Source organism: Pseudoalteromonas sp. SCSIO 43088 (assembly GCF_023650795.1).
In the GTDB taxonomy this organism is placed as follows: Bacteria; Pseudomonadota; Gammaproteobacteria; order Enterobacterales; family Alteromonadaceae; genus Pseudoalteromonas; species Pseudoalteromonas shioyasakiensis.
This window is the reverse complement of record NZ_CP072675.1, coordinates 1,959,710-1,978,556: the sequence shown is the minus strand read 5'-3', so window position 1 is coordinate 1,978,556 and position 18,847 is coordinate 1,959,710. Positions and strand designations below refer to the sequence as shown.

General features: G+C 39.9%; 14 protein-coding genes and 1 pseudogene. 10 read left to right on the top strand and 5 right to left on the bottom strand.

Going from position 1 to position 18,847, the window contains the following annotated elements:
* Positions 1-21 precede the first annotated feature (21 nt).
* From J8Z28_RS09200 to J8Z28_RS09185, 4 genes are all read left to right on the top strand, one after another.
* A complete protein-coding gene (locus J8Z28_RS09200; protein WP_284693438.1) occupies positions 22-927 on the top strand; it encodes a glycosyltransferase in 906 nt (301 codons plus the stop codon).
* A 9-nt stretch (positions 928-936) separates the two neighbouring features.
* Positions 937-2,748 (top strand): sugar transferase, encoded by a 1,812-nt coding sequence (locus J8Z28_RS09195; RefSeq protein ID WP_250659281.1) that lies wholly within the window; start codon positions 937-939, stop codon positions 2,746-2,748.
* A 186-nt stretch (positions 2,749-2,934) separates the two neighbouring features.
* The gene (locus J8Z28_RS09190) at positions 2,935-3,255 is read left to right on the top strand and encodes an STAS domain-containing protein (protein WP_054561490.1); all 321 of its coding nucleotides are present in this window, start codon (positions 2,935-2,937) and stop codon (positions 3,253-3,255) included.
* An 8-nt stretch (positions 3,256-3,263) separates the two neighbouring features.
* Positions 3,264-4,121, top strand: coding sequence for an OmpA family protein (locus J8Z28_RS09185; protein ID WP_054561489.1), 858 nt, complete (start codon positions 3,264-3,266; stop codon positions 4,119-4,121).
* Positions 4,122-4,198: 77 nt separating this feature from the next.
* On the opposite strand, the gene J8Z28_RS09180 is transcribed toward J8Z28_RS09185, so the two are convergent.
* Positions 4,199-5,367, bottom strand: a protein-coding gene (locus J8Z28_RS09180) for an IS3 family transposase (RefSeq protein ID WP_502934611.1) whose coding sequence is annotated in 2 segments (ribosomal slippage) — positions 4,199-5,121 and positions 5,121-5,367 — 1,170 coding nt in all. Because the reading frame shifts where the segments join, the coding sequence is not laid out codon by codon here.
* Positions 5,368-5,443: 76 nt separating this feature from the next.
* On the opposite strand from J8Z28_RS09180, the pseudogene J8Z28_RS09175 reads away from it, so the two are divergent.
* The 4 genes and pseudogenes from J8Z28_RS09175 to J8Z28_RS09160 all read left to right on the top strand — a co-directional run.
* Positions 5,444-7,456: pseudogene (locus tag J8Z28_RS09175) on the top strand (SLBB domain-containing protein); the annotation flags it as partial.
* Entirely contained in the window at positions 7,453-8,151 is a 699-nt protein-coding gene (locus tag J8Z28_RS09170; RefSeq protein WP_054561487.1) for a cellulose synthase operon protein YhjQ/BcsQ, read from the top strand. The pseudogene J8Z28_RS09175 and the gene J8Z28_RS09170, both read left to right, overlap by 4 nt.
* An 8-nt stretch (positions 8,152-8,159) precedes the next feature.
* Positions 8,160-9,407: a SpoIIE family protein phosphatase gene (locus J8Z28_RS09165; RefSeq protein ID WP_250659279.1), complete on the top strand. Its 1,248-nt coding sequence runs from the start codon at positions 8,160-8,162 to the stop codon at positions 9,405-9,407.
* A gap of 303 nt (positions 9,408-9,710) precedes the next feature.
* Positions 9,711-11,165, top strand: coding sequence for a sigma-54-dependent transcriptional regulator (locus J8Z28_RS09160; RefSeq protein ID WP_250659278.1), 1,455 nt, complete (start codon positions 9,711-9,713; stop codon positions 11,163-11,165).
* Here J8Z28_RS09160 and J8Z28_RS09155 read toward each other — a convergent pair.
* A complete protein-coding gene (locus J8Z28_RS09155) occupies positions 11,134-12,168 on the bottom strand; it encodes a glycosyltransferase family 4 protein (RefSeq protein WP_250659277.1) in 1,035 nt (344 codons plus the stop codon). The genes J8Z28_RS09160 and J8Z28_RS09155 overlap by 32 nt on opposite strands.
* Positions 12,169-12,188: 20 nt before the next feature.
* On the opposite strand from J8Z28_RS09155, the gene J8Z28_RS09150 reads away from it, so the two are divergent.
* On the top strand, positions 12,189-12,521 hold the full coding sequence (locus J8Z28_RS09150) for an Hpt domain-containing protein (RefSeq protein ID WP_054561483.1): 333 nt from the start codon (positions 12,189-12,191) through the stop codon (positions 12,519-12,521).
* On the opposite strand, the gene J8Z28_RS09145 is transcribed toward J8Z28_RS09150, so the two are convergent.
* Positions 12,486-13,391 (bottom strand): gluconeogenesis factor YvcK family protein, encoded by a 906-nt coding sequence (locus tag J8Z28_RS09145; protein ID WP_250659276.1) that lies wholly within the window; start codon positions 13,389-13,391, stop codon positions 12,486-12,488. The two genes, J8Z28_RS09150 and J8Z28_RS09145, sit on opposite strands and share 36 nt — an antisense overlap.
* A gap of 173 nt (positions 13,392-13,564) precedes the next feature.
* Here J8Z28_RS09145 and J8Z28_RS09140 point away from each other — a divergent pair, with 173 nt between their 5' ends.
* Positions 13,565-15,535 (top strand): response regulator, encoded by a 1,971-nt coding sequence (locus J8Z28_RS09140; RefSeq protein WP_250659275.1) that lies wholly within the window; start codon positions 13,565-13,567, stop codon positions 15,533-15,535.
* Between the two features lie 38 nt (positions 15,536-15,573).
* Here J8Z28_RS09140 and J8Z28_RS09135 read toward each other — a convergent pair whose 3' ends face one another.
* Positions 15,574-16,896: a Na+/H+ antiporter family protein gene (locus J8Z28_RS09135; RefSeq protein WP_250659274.1), complete on the bottom strand. Its 1,323-nt coding sequence runs from the start codon at positions 16,894-16,896 to the stop codon at positions 15,574-15,576.
* A gap of 8 nt (positions 16,897-16,904) precedes the next feature.
* Entirely contained in the window at positions 16,905-18,845 is a 1,941-nt protein-coding gene (locus J8Z28_RS09130; protein WP_250659273.1) for a transglutaminase TgpA family protein, read from the bottom strand.
* Positions 18,846-18,847: the final 2 nt, after the last annotated feature.

Here is an 18,847-nt window from a genome sequence, read left to right as displayed (position 1 = left end):
GAACAATATAGCCATCGAGTTATTTGTTTAAACAAAAAACCAGGCGTGAGTATTTCTGTTATCGCAAAGATAAAGGCATTAATAAAAGAGCATGATATCGATATTATTCACAGTCATCATGTTGGTCCTGTTATTTATGCTGGCCTTGCTTGTGCGTTGACCGGTGATACGGTTCGTCATATATCAACAATTCATGATGCCTGGTATTTAAATAACGTTAAACAATGTACTTTCACTAAGTTACTTAACTCATTAACGAATATTTATTGGGTCGCAGATGCACGTATTGTTGCTGATGAATTTAGAGCTAAAACAGCAATCATTCCTGAGCGCACCATTTTAAATGGTATAGATTGCGATAATTTTGTCGCAATTAATCAATCAACCGCCAGAAATCAGCTCAATTTACCCCACAAAGTTAAGCTAGTTGGCTGTGCTGCAAGGTTAATTGAAGGTAAAGGACACAAAGATCTTATTCATGCATTGCATTACTTACCTGAAGATTACCATATGGTGTTTGCTGGAGATGGCGATCTAAAAGTCATTTTAATGAATTTGGTACGTAATTTAGGGCTTAACGAGCGTGTGCACTTTTTAGGCAACGTTCACGATATGCGAGCCTTTTATTCGAGTATCGACGTGATGTGTTTATATTCACAGCGTGAAGGTTTGCCATTATCGATTATTGAAGCCATGGCATGTGGTATTCCAGTTGTAGCGTCTGATGTAGGTGGAATTCATGAAGTTGTCACCGATAACGAAGGTGAGCTTGTGTCTTTGAACGAGTTTAACAAGCTTGCACCGGCTATTTTGAGAGCATGTAAACTGCCACATGGTCTTTGCATTCGTCATCATGCTATTGCAGTCGCTGATGCAAGAACCATGAGTAGTAAATACAACAATTTATATTCTGCATTAGCAGTGTAGGAGCCAACCATGACTATTTTTACTACATTATTTATCATTTTAATGTGTATTGCTGCGTATCATCATATTGGCTACCCATTATTACTAAAGTGTGTTGCAAGCAAAAAGCAAAAACCAAGCAAGCAAACCGTTTTTGATGACAACTACACACCGAATATTGCTGTTTTGATGTGTGCTTACAATGAACAACAGCATATTGCAGAAAAGCTTTATAACTTAGCATCACTAGTTTATGACACTCATCATTATTCTATTCATGTTTATTTTGATGGTTGCACCGATAAAAGCTATCAACAAGCTCTTAAAGCACAGCAGGTATTACATAAGCAAGGCGTGCAGTGCTATTTTCACCATCGTGATGAAAACCAAGGGAAAGTACAAGGGTTAAATACCTTGATGGGGATGGCAAAATATCACAATGATATTTTACTGTTCACTGATGTTAGTGCTTTATTGAGTATTGATGCATTAAACAAAGTAGCTAAGCAATTTAGTGATCCGCAAGTGGCAATTTCGACAGGTGTTTACACCTTAGATGAAAATGCACCAGATGCGCAAAAAGCCTACTGGCAGTACCAAAACCAAGTGAAAAAATCCGAGTCAAACCTTGGCGCTGTGATTGGCGTACCTGGGGCAATGTTTGCAATGCGCGCTGAGTATGCAAATGAATTAGAAAAAAACACCATTAACGACGACTTCGTGCTATCAATGAAAGCTTTAAGTAAAGGCGGTAAAGCCATTGTCGATGAAGACGTAGTCATTTACGAGCGCGAATGCGATGAGCAAAGTGAAGATTATAAACGCCGAGTAAGATTAGGTGCCGGTAATTGGCAACAAATAAAAGCGCTGCTTTTATTACTTAACCCGCGTTTAGGTTGGACTTGTATGAACTTTTTCTCGCACAAAGTATTACGTGGGGTTATGCCAATTATTTTAGCCTGTATTTATGCTTGTGTATTTATAGAAGCTATCGTCACACAATCTGTATGGTCACAATTGATAGCTACAGGCATTTTATCGCTTCACACACTGCAAGCGGTTAAAACTATATTCGCCTTTAAAAGACGCATTCCTATCGTCGATAAAGTTAATTACATCTTAAATAGCTACTTTTTAGCACTTTGGGGGATCATTCGTTATGAACAAGGTTACTTCGACACCCCTTGGCAACGTGTAAAATCAGCGAGTAAAGCACAAACCAAATCTGTTATTAAAGTCATCAAACGAAGCTTAGATATTGCAGGTGCCTTATTTGCACTAAGTCTAGTTTGGCCTGTTTGTTTAATTGCAGCGCTGGCTATAAAGCTTACATCTAAAGGTCCTATCATCTTTAAGCAACTTAGAGTGGGTGAAAGCTCAGATGACTTCGTTGAGTTATTTTATGTTTACAAGTTTCGCTCTATGGTGGTTGATGCTGAGTCACGTTCTGGTGCTGTATGGGCAACTAAAGATGACCCAAGAATAACGGCAGTAGGTCGTTTTATGCGTAAAACACGAATTGACGAACTTCCACAATTGATTAATGTGCTCAAAGGCGAGATGTCATTAATTGGCCCAAGACCAGAGCGCCCTGTGTTTTATGGTAAATTAGAAAAAGACATTCCTTATTTTTGCCAGCGTACTTACGGGGTTAAACCAGGTATTTCTGGGCTTGCTCAAGTGATGAACGGCTACGACGAAACCATAGACGATGCACGCAGTAAAATAGGCTGGGATTACGCCTATTCTCTGAGTATGTCATCACCGCGTGCTTGGGCGAGGCTTGAGTTTTCAATTGTGATTAAAACATTACAAGTTGTCTTTACAGGCAAAGGGCAGTGATACCAATCCACATCCTTTTTGCAAAATAAATTAAGCAAATCACGTTGCATAATGCAAATCAACACTAAAAAGTTAATTGCATTATGCATTACCCTATAATTTATCCTTTAAATTTCAACACCTTATAAACTGGCATTTTAGTTGTACTAGTTACTATGACTAACCAATTTAACTAAGGTGAAGATCATGGCTAACAACACATCATTTTCTAACGATACCAAACTAATTTCTCTACCTAGTGACTTTTCTGGTCTAGCTGTCGATGGCTTTAAAGATCAGTTTGAAGAAGTTGCGCACGGCAAACAGCAAAGTGTGGTACTCGATTTTAGCTCTACCACGTTTATTGATTCATCTGGTATTGGTGCCATGGTGTTCCTATACAAACGCATCGAGAAAAAAGGACAAAAATTATCACTGCTTAATGTGTCTGGGCAACCACACAAATTAATGAGTCTATTAAGAGTTGATAAGACGATTCCATTTATCGAACAAGCTGATATCGCGTGAGGTGATTTATGAAGCACATACTATTTACAATCATTTTGCTAACGCTTGGTGGATGTGCTTCTTGGCCTGATGAGGGGCAAGGAGGCTGGGCTGAAAAATATCAAAATTATCCGCTTACTGATGAACAACACGAGATGATTTACGACACACAAGAAACCGTGGTGCTAAGCGAATTTGAACATCATGTTTTAAAGTTAGATTTATTAAAAGCACAAGGTATACAGCAATGTATGCCAGCACAACTGCTAAAAGCACAAATATACGAAAACCGTATAAGACGTCTAATAGCAGCGCAAATGTGGTCTGATGCTGAGCATGATTTATTGATTCACTATCACGGTTTAAATCAGCTTGCCAAGCACTTTGAAACTGTTAATGCGATGAGCCAATGTGCAGGTGTTACTGACACTGAAAAAAACATGACAGCATCACTTAAAGACCAGATCACTGAGCTTCTAAATAGTGATAACCAGTTTTCGTTGAATGATTTTCAGGTTACTCCTAAATACATCACACGTTTAGCACAAGCGGCTGACTTAATTAAACAAGTTGATGAGGTTAACTTATTGCTTGTTGGTCATGCTGACATTAGTGGTCAGCAACAAAACAACTATGAGTTAGCACTTAAGCGTGCAGAAACAGTAAAACACTGGCTAGGTATTTATGGTGTAAACCCAGCAACAATAACAACCTTAACACAAGGTAGTTTAACGCCGTACAGCGACGAACCTGACTCACGCTCAAAACGTCATTCAGATAGACGAGTAGAGGCAATTATTATCGACATGAGTGACGATAAAGCCACTAAACAAAAACATGCATTATCCAGCTGGACCAAAATCTTAAATGGTCCTAAGGAGCAATAACATGAAACAGTTAATCTTACTTTGCTTACTTATATTCGCGTTACCTTGACGTGGTCAACCAAATTCAGACACCTCAGTTAAGCAACCATAGTTAATTCTTCAGCCACCAATTCAAAGTTATTTGGACTTTGATAATTCAGATAAGAATGAAGCCGTTGGCTGTTGTACCACATCGTTATGTAATTCATAACATCTTGCTGCGCTGCATAGCGGGTTTCATAGTGACGCCAGTGAACACGTTCCTGTTTCAAACTGCCGAAGAAGCTTTCTGCAACCGCATTATCCCAGCAGCAACCTTTTTTACTCATGCTACCAATAAAGCTATGTTTTTCTAATAATCGCCGATATTGATGGCTCGCATATTGAACGCCTTGATCTGAATGAACAATCAATCCCGATAGTGGCTGACGTTGCCAAATAGCCATAGTCAACGCATCACAAACCAGTTGAGCTTTCATTCTCGCTCCCATACTCCAGCCGACCACTTTACGAGAATATAAATCAATGACAACCGCTAGATATAACCAGCCTTCGGTTGTCCAAACATAACTGATATCCTGCACCCACGCTTGATTGGGTGCTGCAACAGTAAAATTTTGCTTCAGTTCATTGGCGTAAACAGGCTTATTGTGGTCACTGTTTGTTGTCACTTTGTATTTCTTTTTATAACGAACCCATACACCCGCTTCTTTCATGAGCTGCGCGGTTTTTTGCCGACTCACGGGATAACTCAGCGCGTTTAACACTTTTTGAATACGTCGCTCGCCATAGGTGTTATCGCTGAACTTGGCAATATCTTTGACCCAATCAAGCATTTCTTGATGCGTTGGGTCTTCCGGTTTGTTAACGTTACGTTTTTGATAACTATAATAATTATTACTCTTAACACCCAGTACATGGCACATTATGACCACAGGCCAGATCTTCTTATGTTGGGCAATAAACGAATACTTTACTTCGTTTCTTTGGCAAAGAAGACCGTTGCCTTTTTTAATATTTCACGCTCCATTTCGAGGCGTTTTACTTGTGCTTTTAAGCTGCGGATCTCTTCTTGCTCTGGGGTTAGTTTGCCATTCCCCCGAAAAGCATGACCATCATCATTTTCGGCTTCTTTGATCCAACGGCCGAGCATGTTGGGATTAATCCCCAGGTTTCTCGAAGCTTCCGCTTGACTATAGTTTTGCTCAACGACCAATGCAATCGCATCCAATTTGAATTCTTTTGAATATTTTTTACGTTTTGTCATTTTCGATCTCCAATTAAGATTATTATCTCTTAACTGGGGTAGTCGAATCCATTAAACCACGTCACCTACTTTCGCAGAAGAGATTGAAGTCGGTAATAAACTTTACTTATACCTACCAGGCGAAGCTGAATTTAGCGAACCGTTTGAAGTTGATAAAGAAGGGGCTATTACCTTACCAGAGCTAGGTCGTTTTAAAGTAGCAGGCTTACAACTAGATGATGTGCAAAGCCAGCTCCGCACAGCATTAAGTGAAATGTATGTAGCGATGGATGACTTTTATGTGGAAATTCACTCTCGAGATATTTTCATCAATGTCATGGGCTATGTGAATGACCCATCACAAGTAAGTATTCCTAAAGATGGCAACATTCAAATGGTCATCGCCCGTGCTGGCGGCTTAAAACCAGGCGCTCAATTAGACCGTTTACAAATTCGCCGTGGCACAGAGATGATTGAATTTAACTATAAAGCCTACTTAGACTCAGGCAACATTGATTTATTACCTGCATTACAAAGCGCTGACACTGTCTTTGTGCCTGTTTCTCCACTGTTAGGTAACGTCCAAATTGACTTTGATGCACAAACCTTAAGTGCATCAGGTGATGCAAGTGATAACAGTGCTATTACTTTACTTGGTGAGGTGCACAACCCTGGTAGCTTTTCATTTAAAGAAAACATGAGTGTACTCGATGCGTTAATGCGTGCTGAGGGTGTAACCCGCTATGCAGATGTAACCAAAATTCGCGTTATCGTTGATAAAACCCCAGTAGTATTCGATTTAAAAGCGTATTTAGATAAACCTAATAACGACACTATGCCTGAGCTAAAAGCGGGTTCTACTATTTATGTGCCTATCATGGTTGATGATGTAAATACCACTTCAAGAACAGTTTATATCATGGGTGAAGTACAAAAGCCGGGCGCTTATGAAGCAGGTGAAAGCACCAGCTTTTTGGATATTCTGGCTAATGCAGGTGGCCCAACCCGTTTCGCTGAAACTCGTCAGATTAAAATCTTAACTCCAGCAGGAGAAAGCATCCTATTTGATTTACAAGGTTACAGCGAAGGCATAGTTACAGTAAAAGTGCCAAGCCTTAACCCAGGTGATGTAATATTTGTACCAGAGAAAACCGATCAAAACGAAAAAAGCTGGTTAAAAGTACCGCCAAAACGTGCCATCAAAATTATCGGTGCCATTTTATCTCCTGGTCGTTATGAGTGGAGCCCTGAAATGGACTTTACTGATTTACTTGCTCATGCCGGCGGCCCAACTAAGGGTGCCAATATCAATGATATTAAAATTGTAAGAAACGGTGAGGTGACCAAACGTTTCGATTTAGAGCAATACACTATTAATGATTCGGGCAAATATACACTACCAAATTTAATGGCTGGCGATACCATTATTGTTGAAGAGTTACCGGTTGACCCTGCAGACAATAAATCTCAATGGATCCGTCAAGAATCAAGCAAGTCTATTTACATTATGGGGCAGGTGGGCTCACCAGGTCGCTATGCATTTAATACTAATATGCACTTTATCGACATTTTAGCCGCTGCTGATGGCCCTACAGATAACGCTGATTTACGCAATATTCGTATTACTCATCGTAACGGCAATGCAGCAAGAGTCAGCAAATTAAACCTTGCACTCTATTTTGAAACCGGTGATGAAACCTTATTTCCACACGTTTTACCGGGCGATACCATCTATATCCCAGAAAAAGATAAAGACTGGTTACGTACGCCAAAAGAGCAAGTAGTTCGCATCATGGGTGCTGTTGAAAAGCCAGGTCGTTACAGCTTTGATGACACCATGACGGTACTTGACGTACTAGCAGAAGCGGGCGGCCCATCAAGCTCAGCGCTTATCGACAAAATCGTGGTGGTAAATCATTCATGCTGTAAAGAACAGTCTCGTGTATTTGATTTAGAAGAATTCGTTAAAAACCCTAACTCAGCGTATATCCCTGTGTTACGTGCTGGCGATACTTTGTATGTACCAGACAAAGGCCAGGATTTAATGAGCCAGTTTAAATCAAACTTCTTAGATTTTATTACTGTTGTAGCTTTAGTGGTGGGCTTATGAAACTAATACCAGCGCAATACCAAGAACTTGAAGCCGTGTGTAACGAAATAGATAACAGCAAAGCCCGTTGCATCTGCTTTATTTCGTTAACCGGCAACGAAGGCTCTACATCACTTTGTGCTAGTGTTGCACAGCGCTTAAGTTTGCAAGCCGCCAAAGTACTTATAATCGACTTAAATCCGTTAAATCCATTTAAGTTTGATGAACCAAAAAAACCAGAATCTTGGTGCTTCAGCGATATTTCGTGTCAGCTGAATATCATCAATACTGAACAGGTAGACCTGCTCACCATGGCGCATCTTAAAGAGCTTGAATCGGTGAAAAACAAAAGCGTACTAAATGATGCAATAGAACGCATAAAACAAGAATATGACTATATATTTTTAGATATGAGCCCAGCTCTTAAATGTAATCGGGGCAATGTACCGCTGCATGCGCTTAGTTTATGTACCGAACTGACATTTTTAACGGTATCGCTTGGTTATAACGACGAAGAAGCTCTATGTCACGGTATGGCAAATCTTGAACACGCAGGCGTCAATAACGTAAAGATTGTTGTTGCGCAGCATCAGTTTGCTCCATTGGGTAGCCGCATCGTGAAAACGCTCAAAGCGTTTCAACCAAAATGGCCTAAACTCACAGAGTACTTATTAAACAAAGTTATTAAACAGCGCTGGTTGTTTTTACCTTATTGAGAACCTGTATGGACTGCTTATATCAAAAATCATTTAGTCTAGATTGGCCCACAGTCAGTGAGATTCGCCATATTTTAAAACATGTTTTGACGGCGATCAGTGTTAAAAATCAAGATATAGATGCAGCAGGGTTAGTAGCAACCGAATACCTAACTAATCTGTTACGCCATAGCCAAGAAACGTCAATGCATGTGCAGTTTGCTATGCATAAACTGCCCGATAAACAGCTGCTAATTGAATTTAAAGACAGTATGCCAAGCTATGATTTATTTAATCAACAACCATCAGGGTGGCAATTAGACAGTGGTGAATTAGTTGAAGGGGGTATGGGGGTGGCGCTCATCAAGCATTACTTTCCAAACGCTTGTTATAAAACTGTTGGCCAACAGAATACATTCTCTTTTTGTTTAACCAATATCGATAAACGACCCACGCTTATCTACATAGATGATGATAAGGCACAACTTGCTTTATTGAATGCTTATTTATCTGAGCATTTTCAGGTTATTTGCTGTGAGGATAGTGAATCGGGGTGGCAAGAAATTCTCACCTCTGGGGCAACAATTTTATTACTCGATCATAAACTTAAAAATGGTACTAGTGAGCCTTTACTTAAAAAGCTCAATCAATCCAACCTAAAAACTAATTTATCTGTGGTTATGCTGACAGGTGATGACAGTGAAGAACTTATAAAACGTATAAACCTATTAGGGGTTGATGATTATTTAGTAAAACCCGTAAGCAAAACTCGCTTATTACAAAGTATTGAACGCATTGTGCATCGTTTTTCTGCATTAAAGTATTTAATTAACGAAGAGCGCATGCAAACAAGGCAAAAAATAGGGGAGTTTAATGCCTATAATTTTGGCTCCATTATCAGCCAAAATGGGGGGGATTTTTGTATGTATCCCCACCAGCAGCAAGCGCCTGTGATCATTGGCGATATGATGGGGCACGGTATAACAGCACTAAAAGAAAGTTTTGCCATAAAGGGCTTTTTAAGTGGCTGTTTAGCAACAGAAGTACCAATACAAAACGTTTTAACAACCTTGAACCAAGCCCTGTATGAACAGCGGTTATGTAAAACTAGTTTAGTCACTTTACTAATAAGTTTTATTGAAAATAACACACTTCACTGGTTTAACGCAGGTCATCCAGCCCCCTGTGTGATAACCAAAAATGGTAAATTGATCCAGCTAAGCGGCACTGATCCCTTACTGATGATCATGTTTATCAACATTATAGTTATAACTTAAATGACGTTGAACACATTTTATTATTCACCGATGGTTGGCTTGATAATCAGCAATTAAGTGATGTAGACCAAATTATTACTAAATTAACTGACGAAAATGTGCAAAGTGAAGAGTTTGCTTATGCACTTTGGCAGGCAAGCCAAGTTGAGTTAACTGCTGAAATAGACGATGCCTCGTTAATTGTGATCAATAAACACTAAAGTTTGAGTTTACAAACCGGTCAAATACGCACTAAGCTACTAATAAGGAACTGTTAAATAATCACTTTATCTCAGCATTAAACGATAATAAAGGAAGTCTGTAATGCCACCTAAAATACTCATTGTTGAAGATACAGAATCGCTAGCGCTGATGTACCAATCATATTTGATCCCAACCGGGGTCGAAACACGCATTGCCTACAATGGTGAACAAGCCGTCGTTGCTCTGCAGGAGTTTGAGCCTGATTTAGTGATTTTAGATGTTATGTTGCCAGATATGAACGGGCTAGATATATTATCCTCTTTAGACCCTGACTCAGCTCCACAAGTGATTGTTTTAACAGGGCATGCCACTAAAGAAATGGCAATCAAAGCTATTAAACTCGGGGCCAGTGACTTTCTAGAAAAACCAATCGAAGCCGATCGTTTTCGCATTACAGTAAACAACGCATTAAAACTTAAAGATTTAAAACAAACAGTCAAAAGCTATCAAACAACTTACGAGAACGGTAAATACTATGATTTGATTGGTAGCTCATCAGAAATGCAATCTGTTTACCAAATCATAAAATCAGCATCGGCAAGTAAAGCCACTGTGTTTATCACTGGTGAAAGTGGAACCGGTAAAGAACTGTTCGCCCGTGCGGTACATTTAGCGTCACCGCGTGCGAATAAACCCTTTGTAGCCCTTAACTGTGCAGCAATACCAAAAGATCTAATCGAAAGTGAAATATTCGGTCACTTAAAAGGGGCGTTCACTGGCGCGATTGCCAATCGTGAAGGGGCGGCTGGCCAAGCTGATGGTGGTACGTTGTTTTTAGATGAACTATGTGAAATGGACATCAATCTGCAAAGTAAGCTACTGCGCTTTATTCAAACCGGTTGTTACCAGCAGGTAGGCAGCGAAAAAGAAGTTAAAGTTGATGTGCGCTTTGTGTGCGCCACCAACCGCGACCCATTATTAGAAGTGCAAGAAGGCCGTTTTCGTGAAGACTTATATTATCGCCTACATGTTATCCCTATTGCCTTACCACCGTTGAATCAGCGTGGCAAAGATGTGATCGAAATTGCCGATGCATTATTTAAAAAAATAAGTAAAGAAGAAGGCCGTGCATACAAAGGCATGTCAGAAGGCGTTAAAAATCTATTTTTGAGCTATGGCTGGCCTGGTAATGTTCGCCAATTAGAAAACACCATACGTAACATTCTTGTTTTGCATGATGAATCCTACATTGAAGCGAGTATGATACCAGCACTACCAAACGCACAAAATCAATCACAACCAGTAGCAGCAACTGTAAATACTGTAGCCTCGGAGGTGATGCTGTCACAAAGCTTTACATCGCCATCAACTGAAGCCACTCCTGTTATCAGCGAAGTTGCAACAGCATTTTCTCAAGCCGATATTGAACCGCTTTGGTTGGTAGAAAAACGTTATATTGAGCAAGCCATTGATGCTTGTGATAACAATATTCCTAAAGCTGCAGCTCTTTTGGATGTGAGTCCATCTACGATTTATCGTAAAATTAAAAGCTGGGAAGAGATGCAAGTAAGCTAGAGCTATAGACTCTATCTAGCTGCTTAAATTGCTGCTCTCCAGAAAAACGTTGTTTAACAAGTCTTTGTGCATTGCCTAGCATGTAGCTTCTTTGATCAACACTCAACATAATTACGTTGTTCAGCTGTTTATGCAAAGCATCGCTTGTACTTTCAGTCATCATTAACCCATTGGATAGGTGATTAATTATCTGAGGTAACTGACCAACAGGCGATGCAATAACGAGTACCCCGTGTGCCATTGCTTCTAATGCCACCATAGGTAGACCTTCAGCCCGAGAGCAGATCACCAATACATCAAGTTGTTGCCATATTTGTTGTTGCTCACACTGTCCATGATAACTCACCGCTGACATATCAAGCTCATTGAGCATAGGGCCATCACCAAACATATGAAATTTTAAGTTTGCCGTGTTGAATCGCTTGGCTGTTTCAATAAAAATGTCAGGGCCTTTTTCATGGGATAAACGACCAACAAATCCGACGTTTAATTCATTATTATGTTTAAGACCTAAAACTTTGGTAGATTCATTTACCTGAATAAAATTTTCGAGTAATTCAGCATTGTACAGCTCTTCGGTGAGTTTGCTAGACACAGCAAAGTTAAGTGAAAAGTAACTTAGTAGTTTGTCGAGCTTATTGTAAAAATAAACCTTACCCGTGCCTGCTTCACCGGCATGATAGGTTGAAATACAAGGGCGGTTTTGCCAGCGACACACTAACTTGCCCATGATACTTGCCTTGTACCCATGGGTATGGAGTAACGCTGAGCGAGGAAACATTTTTAGTATTTCGTTCAAGCTTTTTAAATTTCCGCCAGCAAAACCGAAAGTGATATTTGCATTTTCTAAGCGATTATATAATTCACGGTTATTATGATCTTGATAAAATAGTACCGAGCTCATAATATTATATCGTTCTAACAGCTTACTCATGGCAATCAAATGGCTTTCGATGCCACCAATTAAGCTTGAATCTACGAATAAAATAACACTATATTTCATATTCACTCCAAGGTGAGACCATGATAGATACTGCGACCTATACGCAATTACAACAGGATGTTGGTGACGACCTAGCAAAACAACTTTTGCAGGTATATATCACTGAGTCCCGCCAAATCGTTGCTGATCTTGCTGACGCAACGAAACAGTCTGAAATCGAAATAAATGCCCACAGTTTAAAAAGCAGTAGCCGTAGTTACGGGGCATTAGCCGTAGGCGGCCTTGCAGAACAAATTGAGCAAAAGGCTAAGGCATCACAATTTGACGATGAACTACAAAGCTTAATAGCCTTACTGCAAGACCAATTTGCACAAACGCTAACTCACGCGCAAAGTTTGATTGCTACTGACTAGTTCCTCAGCTTCTAGGCTTAACGGCATTTTTAATATTTCGCCAAATACATTACTTAGCTGCTCAATGTCGTGCTGCTGGTTTGGCGATTTAACAACATCGTCAAAGTGAGACACAATTTCACTAAGCGCATCTAAAGAGATACTCATGTCACAAAACCGGTAACCAAGCATGCCTTCGAGCCAATCAACCGGTTTCATATCGAGCGATTTAATTACGCTGGCTTCTTTGGCAATATTTTCGATAAACAATCGGCATGCTGATGTTTGTTGCACCGCTTTAGCTATGTCTTCAACTAACATGGCAGGCATTACACTGGTAATTAAACTTCCAGGGCCAATTATTAGCATATCGGCGTTTTCAATAGCTTGAACCACACCAGGAGCAGCATTCACATCTTGTGAGAGCGTTAAATAGTCTGGGAGCTCTTCTTGTGAATCAATATCGCATTCACCAAATACTTTTATGCCTGATGACATAACAGCTAGTAAATCGGTCGGCTCGTCTGACATGGGTAGAATCGTTTCTGAATTACCCAACATGGCATTGAACCATGCAACCGCTTGAGTTGCTGAGTTAGTTTGTTGGGTTAAGCTTAATAAGGCTAAATTACCAAGGCTGTGGCCATTGAGTTCACCCCCATCAAAACGGTGGTGAAAAACTTGGTGGATTAATGAGTCACTATCAGCTAATTGCAAACAACAACGTCTAATATCACCAAGGGCAACTACATCTTGGCTTTGACGTAATTTACCTGTGCTGCCGCCGTTGTCTGTGGTTGCAACGATAGCTGTCAGTTCGGCGCAGTGAGGTCTAATTGCACTTAACATATGGGATAAACCGTGTCCGCCGCCTATGCATACTATTTTCATAACAGTCACCTTGGTTAAACTTGATTAATATTTAGTTTGCATGGCCCGTACCAAGTGTTCGGATTTATATAACACAATGAAATTTAAATAATTTATTTTGATATTTTTATGGCTAAACTGATAACTGTTTTCTATATTTGCAATATGCGATGCAATATTAACTAGGAATGGCAATGGCAGAGTTAAACTTAGAGCAATTACAACTTGAGCTAACGGCATTTCATGGCATAAATGATAGCCGTGCATTAAAAGCTCAACTTGAAAAAGTGCTTCTGCCATATTTTTCGTTTAAAGAGTTTTGTTTAATAAATTTCGAAGATTCAAAAGCATCCCTCGAAATGCGTACTATTAAGTACATTGAATTTGACGAAACAATATTAAAGTCAAAGATACAACAAGCGCAGTCACAGTGGTTATTTAATGAAGATAACTCACTGTTTTATAGTAATGAGTTCGTAAATAACCTAATTTTTCATGTTGATATCTCTGAACACACAACGCAGTGCTTGGTCTTTTTCGATATAAAAGAGCAGGCTAGTTTTAATGATAAATCACAAACCGCAATCAAAATCTTATTACAGCAAGTAGCGGTTCAATTAGCTGCGCAAACAAGGCTTAACCGGCAAAAGTTTCACTCAACCTCTTTACTAACAAGACTAGGCGAGTTATCTGAGTTATTTAGAGACTTTGCCAGCGAATGGTTTTGGCGTACTAATAAAGATGAGCACTTTATTAATGTTTTAACTACCGCCAGCCACAGTAACTTATACAAACGTCATTTTTTACATAAAAATTTTGATGCCATCATCACTGAGCAGGAACAAAATCAGTTAAAAAAGTGGTCGCACTTTAAACACTTGCTGGCTGAGCATGCCGAGTTTTTAGATTTTGAATTTGAAGTTAATTCGTCGCCTCCGGCCTGGGTCTCTTTAAGTGGTAAGCCACAATTTGATTCAAGCGGGAAATTTCGCGGCTATTTAGGTATTGCCAAAGATATCACTGTCAATAAAGACCGCGAGCAAGCACTACAATTAGCAAAAGAAAAAGCAGAAGAAGCAAACCAAGCAAAGTCTCAGTTTTTAACGGTGATGTCTCATGAGATCAGAACACCTATGAACGCCATTGTAGGCATGTTGGAGTTGTTAGCCGATTCAGAACTTAATGACAAGCAAACACGTTGGCTCGATTACGCAAACTCAAGCGCTGATTTATTACTTGATTTGATCAGTGATGTGCTGGATTTTTCAAAAATTGAAAGTGGCTCGATGGAGCTTGATGTTAAAGCGACAGATATAAATGCGTTAGTTAAAAATATAACCGCACAGTTTCAAGAAACAACTCAAGGCTCTAATGTCTTGTTTACCACAGAGATAAGCGATGGCTTACCCAACAAAATTAATATTGATGGGGTTCGGGTCGGGCAAATTCTGTTTAATATTTTAGATAATGCCTTCAAGTTTACCAAAGTAGGCACAGTCAATTTCAGAGCAGATTTTAATGATACCCATTTGTTATTTGAGATAGCAGATACTGGGCAGGGGATATCTCAATCTCAAATAGCCAGCATTTACGATGCCTTTAAACAACATGACTATGGTGTTAATCGACAAGTAGAAGGGATTGGCCTTGGGCTTAGCATTACCAAAAGCCTTGTTGATTTAATGAAAGGCGAGATTAGAGTAGCTAGTGCAATCAATATTGGTACTAAATTTAATATTTACATACCATACTCTATCGTCGCCGATGATCAGCAATCAATAGAGCATGAACAAACTCTTGAGCCCATGTCTATTCTTGTTACTGAAGATAACAAAACCAACCAAGTGCTAATCAAAACCTTTTTAGAAAAGCTCAATCACCATGTCACCCTTGCAGATAATGGCCAACAAGCAATCGATAAAGTACAACAGCAAAACTTCGATTTAGTTTTAATGGATATGATGATGCCAGTGATGGATGGTATTACAGCAACTAAATACATGCGTGAAGAATTAAAAATGACTTTACCCATTGTCGCCTTAACAGCCAATGCATCTCATCAAGATAAAGCCACTTGCTTAGAAGCAGGAATGAACAAAGTGCTGACAAAACCCATTCGCTTTCATGATCTAAACCGCGCACTGCGTATTTTGTTTAGCCAATAAAAAAGCCCCAAATGGGGCTTTTAAAATGAAACTCGACTTTACAACACCATTGCCGCAACCCAGCCAGCAACAAGTAGCGGAATATTAAAATGGATGAAAGTAGGTACTACTGAATCCCAAATATGGTCGTGTTGACCATCTGCATTTAGGCCAGATGTTGGGCAAAGTGTTGAGTCGGAGGCAGGGGAGCCTGCATCACCTAGTGCTCCAGCAGTACCAACCAGTGCTGCAGTAGCCATAACAGAAAAGTTTAATTCCATACAAAGTGGTACAAACAAGGTGGCTATAATTGGCACCGTCGAAAACGAGCTACCAATGCCCATGGTGATTAATAGCCCAACGAGTAAAATTAACGCAGCGGCAAGGGGCTTGTTACCTTCAATCATTCCTGCAGCAGAGCTAACTAATGAAGCTACATCACCCGTTGCTTTCATCACCGAAGCAAAGCCTTGCGCCGAAATCATAATAAAGCCAATCATCGCCATCATAGCAATGCCTTTGCTAAATACATCGCCGTTTTGCTCAAGCTTTACAACACCAAATAAGGTAAATATAGCTACCCCAACAAGACCACCTAGGATCATAGAGCCGCTAATATTTTGTGCCACTAATGAACAAAGTACGGCGGTAATTCCCACTGCTAACACCTTTTTAGGCTGCTCAATGACAACCTCTTGCTGTTGCTCTGTTAGGCTGTGAGACTCGTAACTACGGCGTTTTCGATAAGATATAAACACCGCAACCAATAAACCAAATGACATCCCAATGGCTGGAATGATCATTGCCATCGGCACTTGAGTATTAACAATCTCTAGGCCATTTTCAGTGAGGTTCTTGTGTAGTATCGAGTATAAGTAAATGCCACCAAAACCATAAGGTAGCACCATGTAAGAGGTGGCTAAGCCGAAGGTTAAGATACAGGCAATGGCACGTCTATCAAGGCGTAACTTGTTAAACACCACAAGTAGAGGCGGAATTAGAATTGGGATAAAAGCTATATGTACGGGTATCAAATTTTGCGACGAGATCGCACACAGCAAAATAATACTCAATATAAGATAACTAAGCGTCGTTTCGCCTTTGTGGCCATTCTCGTTTACTTGCTTTAGTAACTTAGACGCTAAAATACGTGTTAAACCTGACTTAGAAATAGCCACCGCAAATGCACCTAACATCGCATAGCTAAGTGCTATTTCAGCGCCGCCCGATAAGCCATCATTAAATGCATTAACGGTTTGTGATAAACCAAGGCCTGCGGTCAAACCCGCAATAATTGCGCTTACCGTCATCGCCACAATGACATTAATTCGACAAAGTGTCAGGATCAGCATCAACATAACGCCGACAATTACTGCATTCATATTGTTCTCTATTTGGCTGTTTTGAGAGAGTTTAACAGAACTCGTACGCGGTTTTTGCGATTTTGGTTATATGATTGCTGTTGATAACGTACTTCGATGATTATTTGCTCAAACTCACTTAAATATGCCTCTGTTCTAGGCTTTTGCTGTTTAATTAATGCAATATTTTGTAGTGGCGTGTTGGTATCAACTGGCTCAATGCCTTGCTTTTTTGCCCACAGGTAAAACTCAGTGATGTCATCAACAAGCGGCTCTCTACTTCGAATAGGGCGTTTGTTATATAAGAAATAGCCAGTAAAGATCAGTAATAATGTACCTAACACAATTAAAGGCGTTAGCCATGCTGACTTATTACCAAACAGTGAATCAAATAAATTTTGTTGTGATTCTTGGTCAAACGTAAGCACCCAGTTAGTCCATTTATAGTCGAGCTCTTCAAGATGAATTCTAAGCCAGTTTATTGCTTTAAAATGACTCCAGCGCTTTAGACCAAAGTTAAGATTGTCGTTAAAGTTTTCGTTTAAATCACCCAGTTGTGATAACGAACCGTTTAAACGCTCAGGAGCAACAACAGCGGTAGCATCAAATATGTGCCACTTTTCATCAAAGAACACTTCGACCCATGCATGGGCATCGTATTGATAAATGTTAAGCGTAGCAGCTTTAGTTTGTTCTCCGCCTAAATAACCAGACACAACACGGGCGGGGTAACCGGCGACACGAAACATAAATGCAGCGGTGCTGGCATAGTGACCACAAAAGCCACGTTTGGTATCAAACACGAACTGGTCTAGCGTATTATCACCATACATTGGTGTAGGCGTTAATGTATAAGCAAACTGTTTCTGATTAAAGTAATCAAGAAGCGCGTTAAAGTAAGCTTGCGCATTTTCATGCTCAGCAGCCAGCTCGTTTGCCAGTGCCGTTGTTTGCGGATTGGTTGTTTTCGGTAAGCGGGTATATAAGCGTTTTTCAAAGTTATTTAGGCTCAGCGAGGCTTGGCTACTAGTTACCGCGTATTTAATGTTTTTGTTTAAGTTACCTTTACGTTTTAACAAGCCATTGTAGGTTGAGTGCACATCAGAATTAGCACTTTGCGCAAAGCCAAGCCCAAACAACCAGTTTGATGATGAGGGCTCTGCAATAACCTGATAATTAACGCTATTACTTTGAGTAATTGTACGGCGAATTGGGTTAAATTGTTGAGAGTTCAAAATGTCCGATATTAACCATTCACTGCCATTAAACTCATCATGAATAAGGCTGCGCCAGTAATAGGGGGCTTGTAGGTCTTGCCCTGGCTGTTGCTCTACCCGAAAAACCAAGTCATCTGACTCAGCTAATTTCGCAATAGAAAAGGGGTTAACTTGCTCTGATAAACCCGTTTTAGCAAGCTTTGGCCCCGGTAGCTGCCAAAACGCTGGAATTTTAGGTAAAAATAAAATCAAAAACGCCGCTATGGGTAAGGCTAGTAGTATGGTTTTAAAACTTTGTTTGTTAGCGGCCTTAAAGCTTTGCGGGCTAGTTAAATAGCCAAGTACCGCGAAGTTAACAATATAAAGTACACTGACTACCAAGGTTACAAATAACCCTTGATGAAACAAATACACCGTTGAAAGGTTAAAAAACACCAGTAAACACACAGTTTGATACTGTTTAACAGTTTTCGCTTGTAGCAATTTAAAGCTGCTAGCAAGTAGCATCATGGATACAAATAACTTGACCGTATCGCTCAAACCAACCAGAACAAATAAGGCAACTAAGCAAACCGCAGCCAAAATATTCGCCACCAATCCATTTAGTTTTTTATAAAACTTACCTAAAAAAAAGTTTAAAAAGCTTAGGCCCGCCAATATGGCTAAGAATGGAGTAGGTACTTCAGTAAACAAAAAGCCACTGGTAACAATAAACAGCAGTGATAAAACGGTATTTATAAGCGGTGTATTCATAA

Bases quoted from the DNA above. Each gene is read 5' to 3' on its own strand.
- J8Z28_RS09195 (WP_250659281.1), top strand. From the start codon at position 937: ATGACTATTTTTACTACATTATTTATCATTTTAATGTGTATTGCTGCG.
- J8Z28_RS09190 (WP_054561490.1), top strand. From the start codon at position 2,935: ATGGCTAACAACACATCATTTTCTAACGATACCAAACTAATTTCTCTA.
- J8Z28_RS09185 (WP_054561489.1), top strand. From the start codon at position 3,264: ATGAAGCACATACTATTTACAATCATTTTGCTAACGCTTGGTGGATGT.
- J8Z28_RS09170 (WP_054561487.1), top strand. From the start codon at position 7,453: ATGAAACTAATACCAGCGCAATACCAAGAACTTGAAGCCGTGTGTAAC.
- J8Z28_RS09165 (WP_250659279.1), top strand. From the start codon at position 8,160: ATGGACTGCTTATATCAAAAATCATTTAGTCTAGATTGGCCCACAGTC.
- J8Z28_RS09160 (WP_250659278.1), top strand. From the start codon at position 9,711: ATGCCACCTAAAATACTCATTGTTGAAGATACAGAATCGCTAGCGCTG.
- J8Z28_RS09155 (WP_250659277.1), bottom strand. From the start codon at position 12,168: ATGAAATATAGTGTTATTTTATTCGTAGATTCAAGCTTAATTGGTGGC.
- J8Z28_RS09150 (WP_054561483.1), top strand. From the start codon at position 12,189: ATGATAGATACTGCGACCTATACGCAATTACAACAGGATGTTGGTGAC.
- J8Z28_RS09145 (WP_250659276.1), bottom strand. From the start codon at position 13,391: ATGAAAATAGTATGCATAGGCGGCGGACACGGTTTATCCCATATGTTA.
- J8Z28_RS09140 (WP_250659275.1), top strand. From the start codon at position 13,565: ATGGCAGAGTTAAACTTAGAGCAATTACAACTTGAGCTAACGGCATTT.
- J8Z28_RS09135 (WP_250659274.1), bottom strand. From the start codon at position 16,896: ATGAATGCAGTAATTGTCGGCGTTATGTTGATGCTGATCCTGACACTT.
- J8Z28_RS09130 (WP_250659273.1), bottom strand. From the start codon at position 18,845: ATGAATACACCGCTTATAAATACCGTTTTATCACTGCTGTTTATTGTT.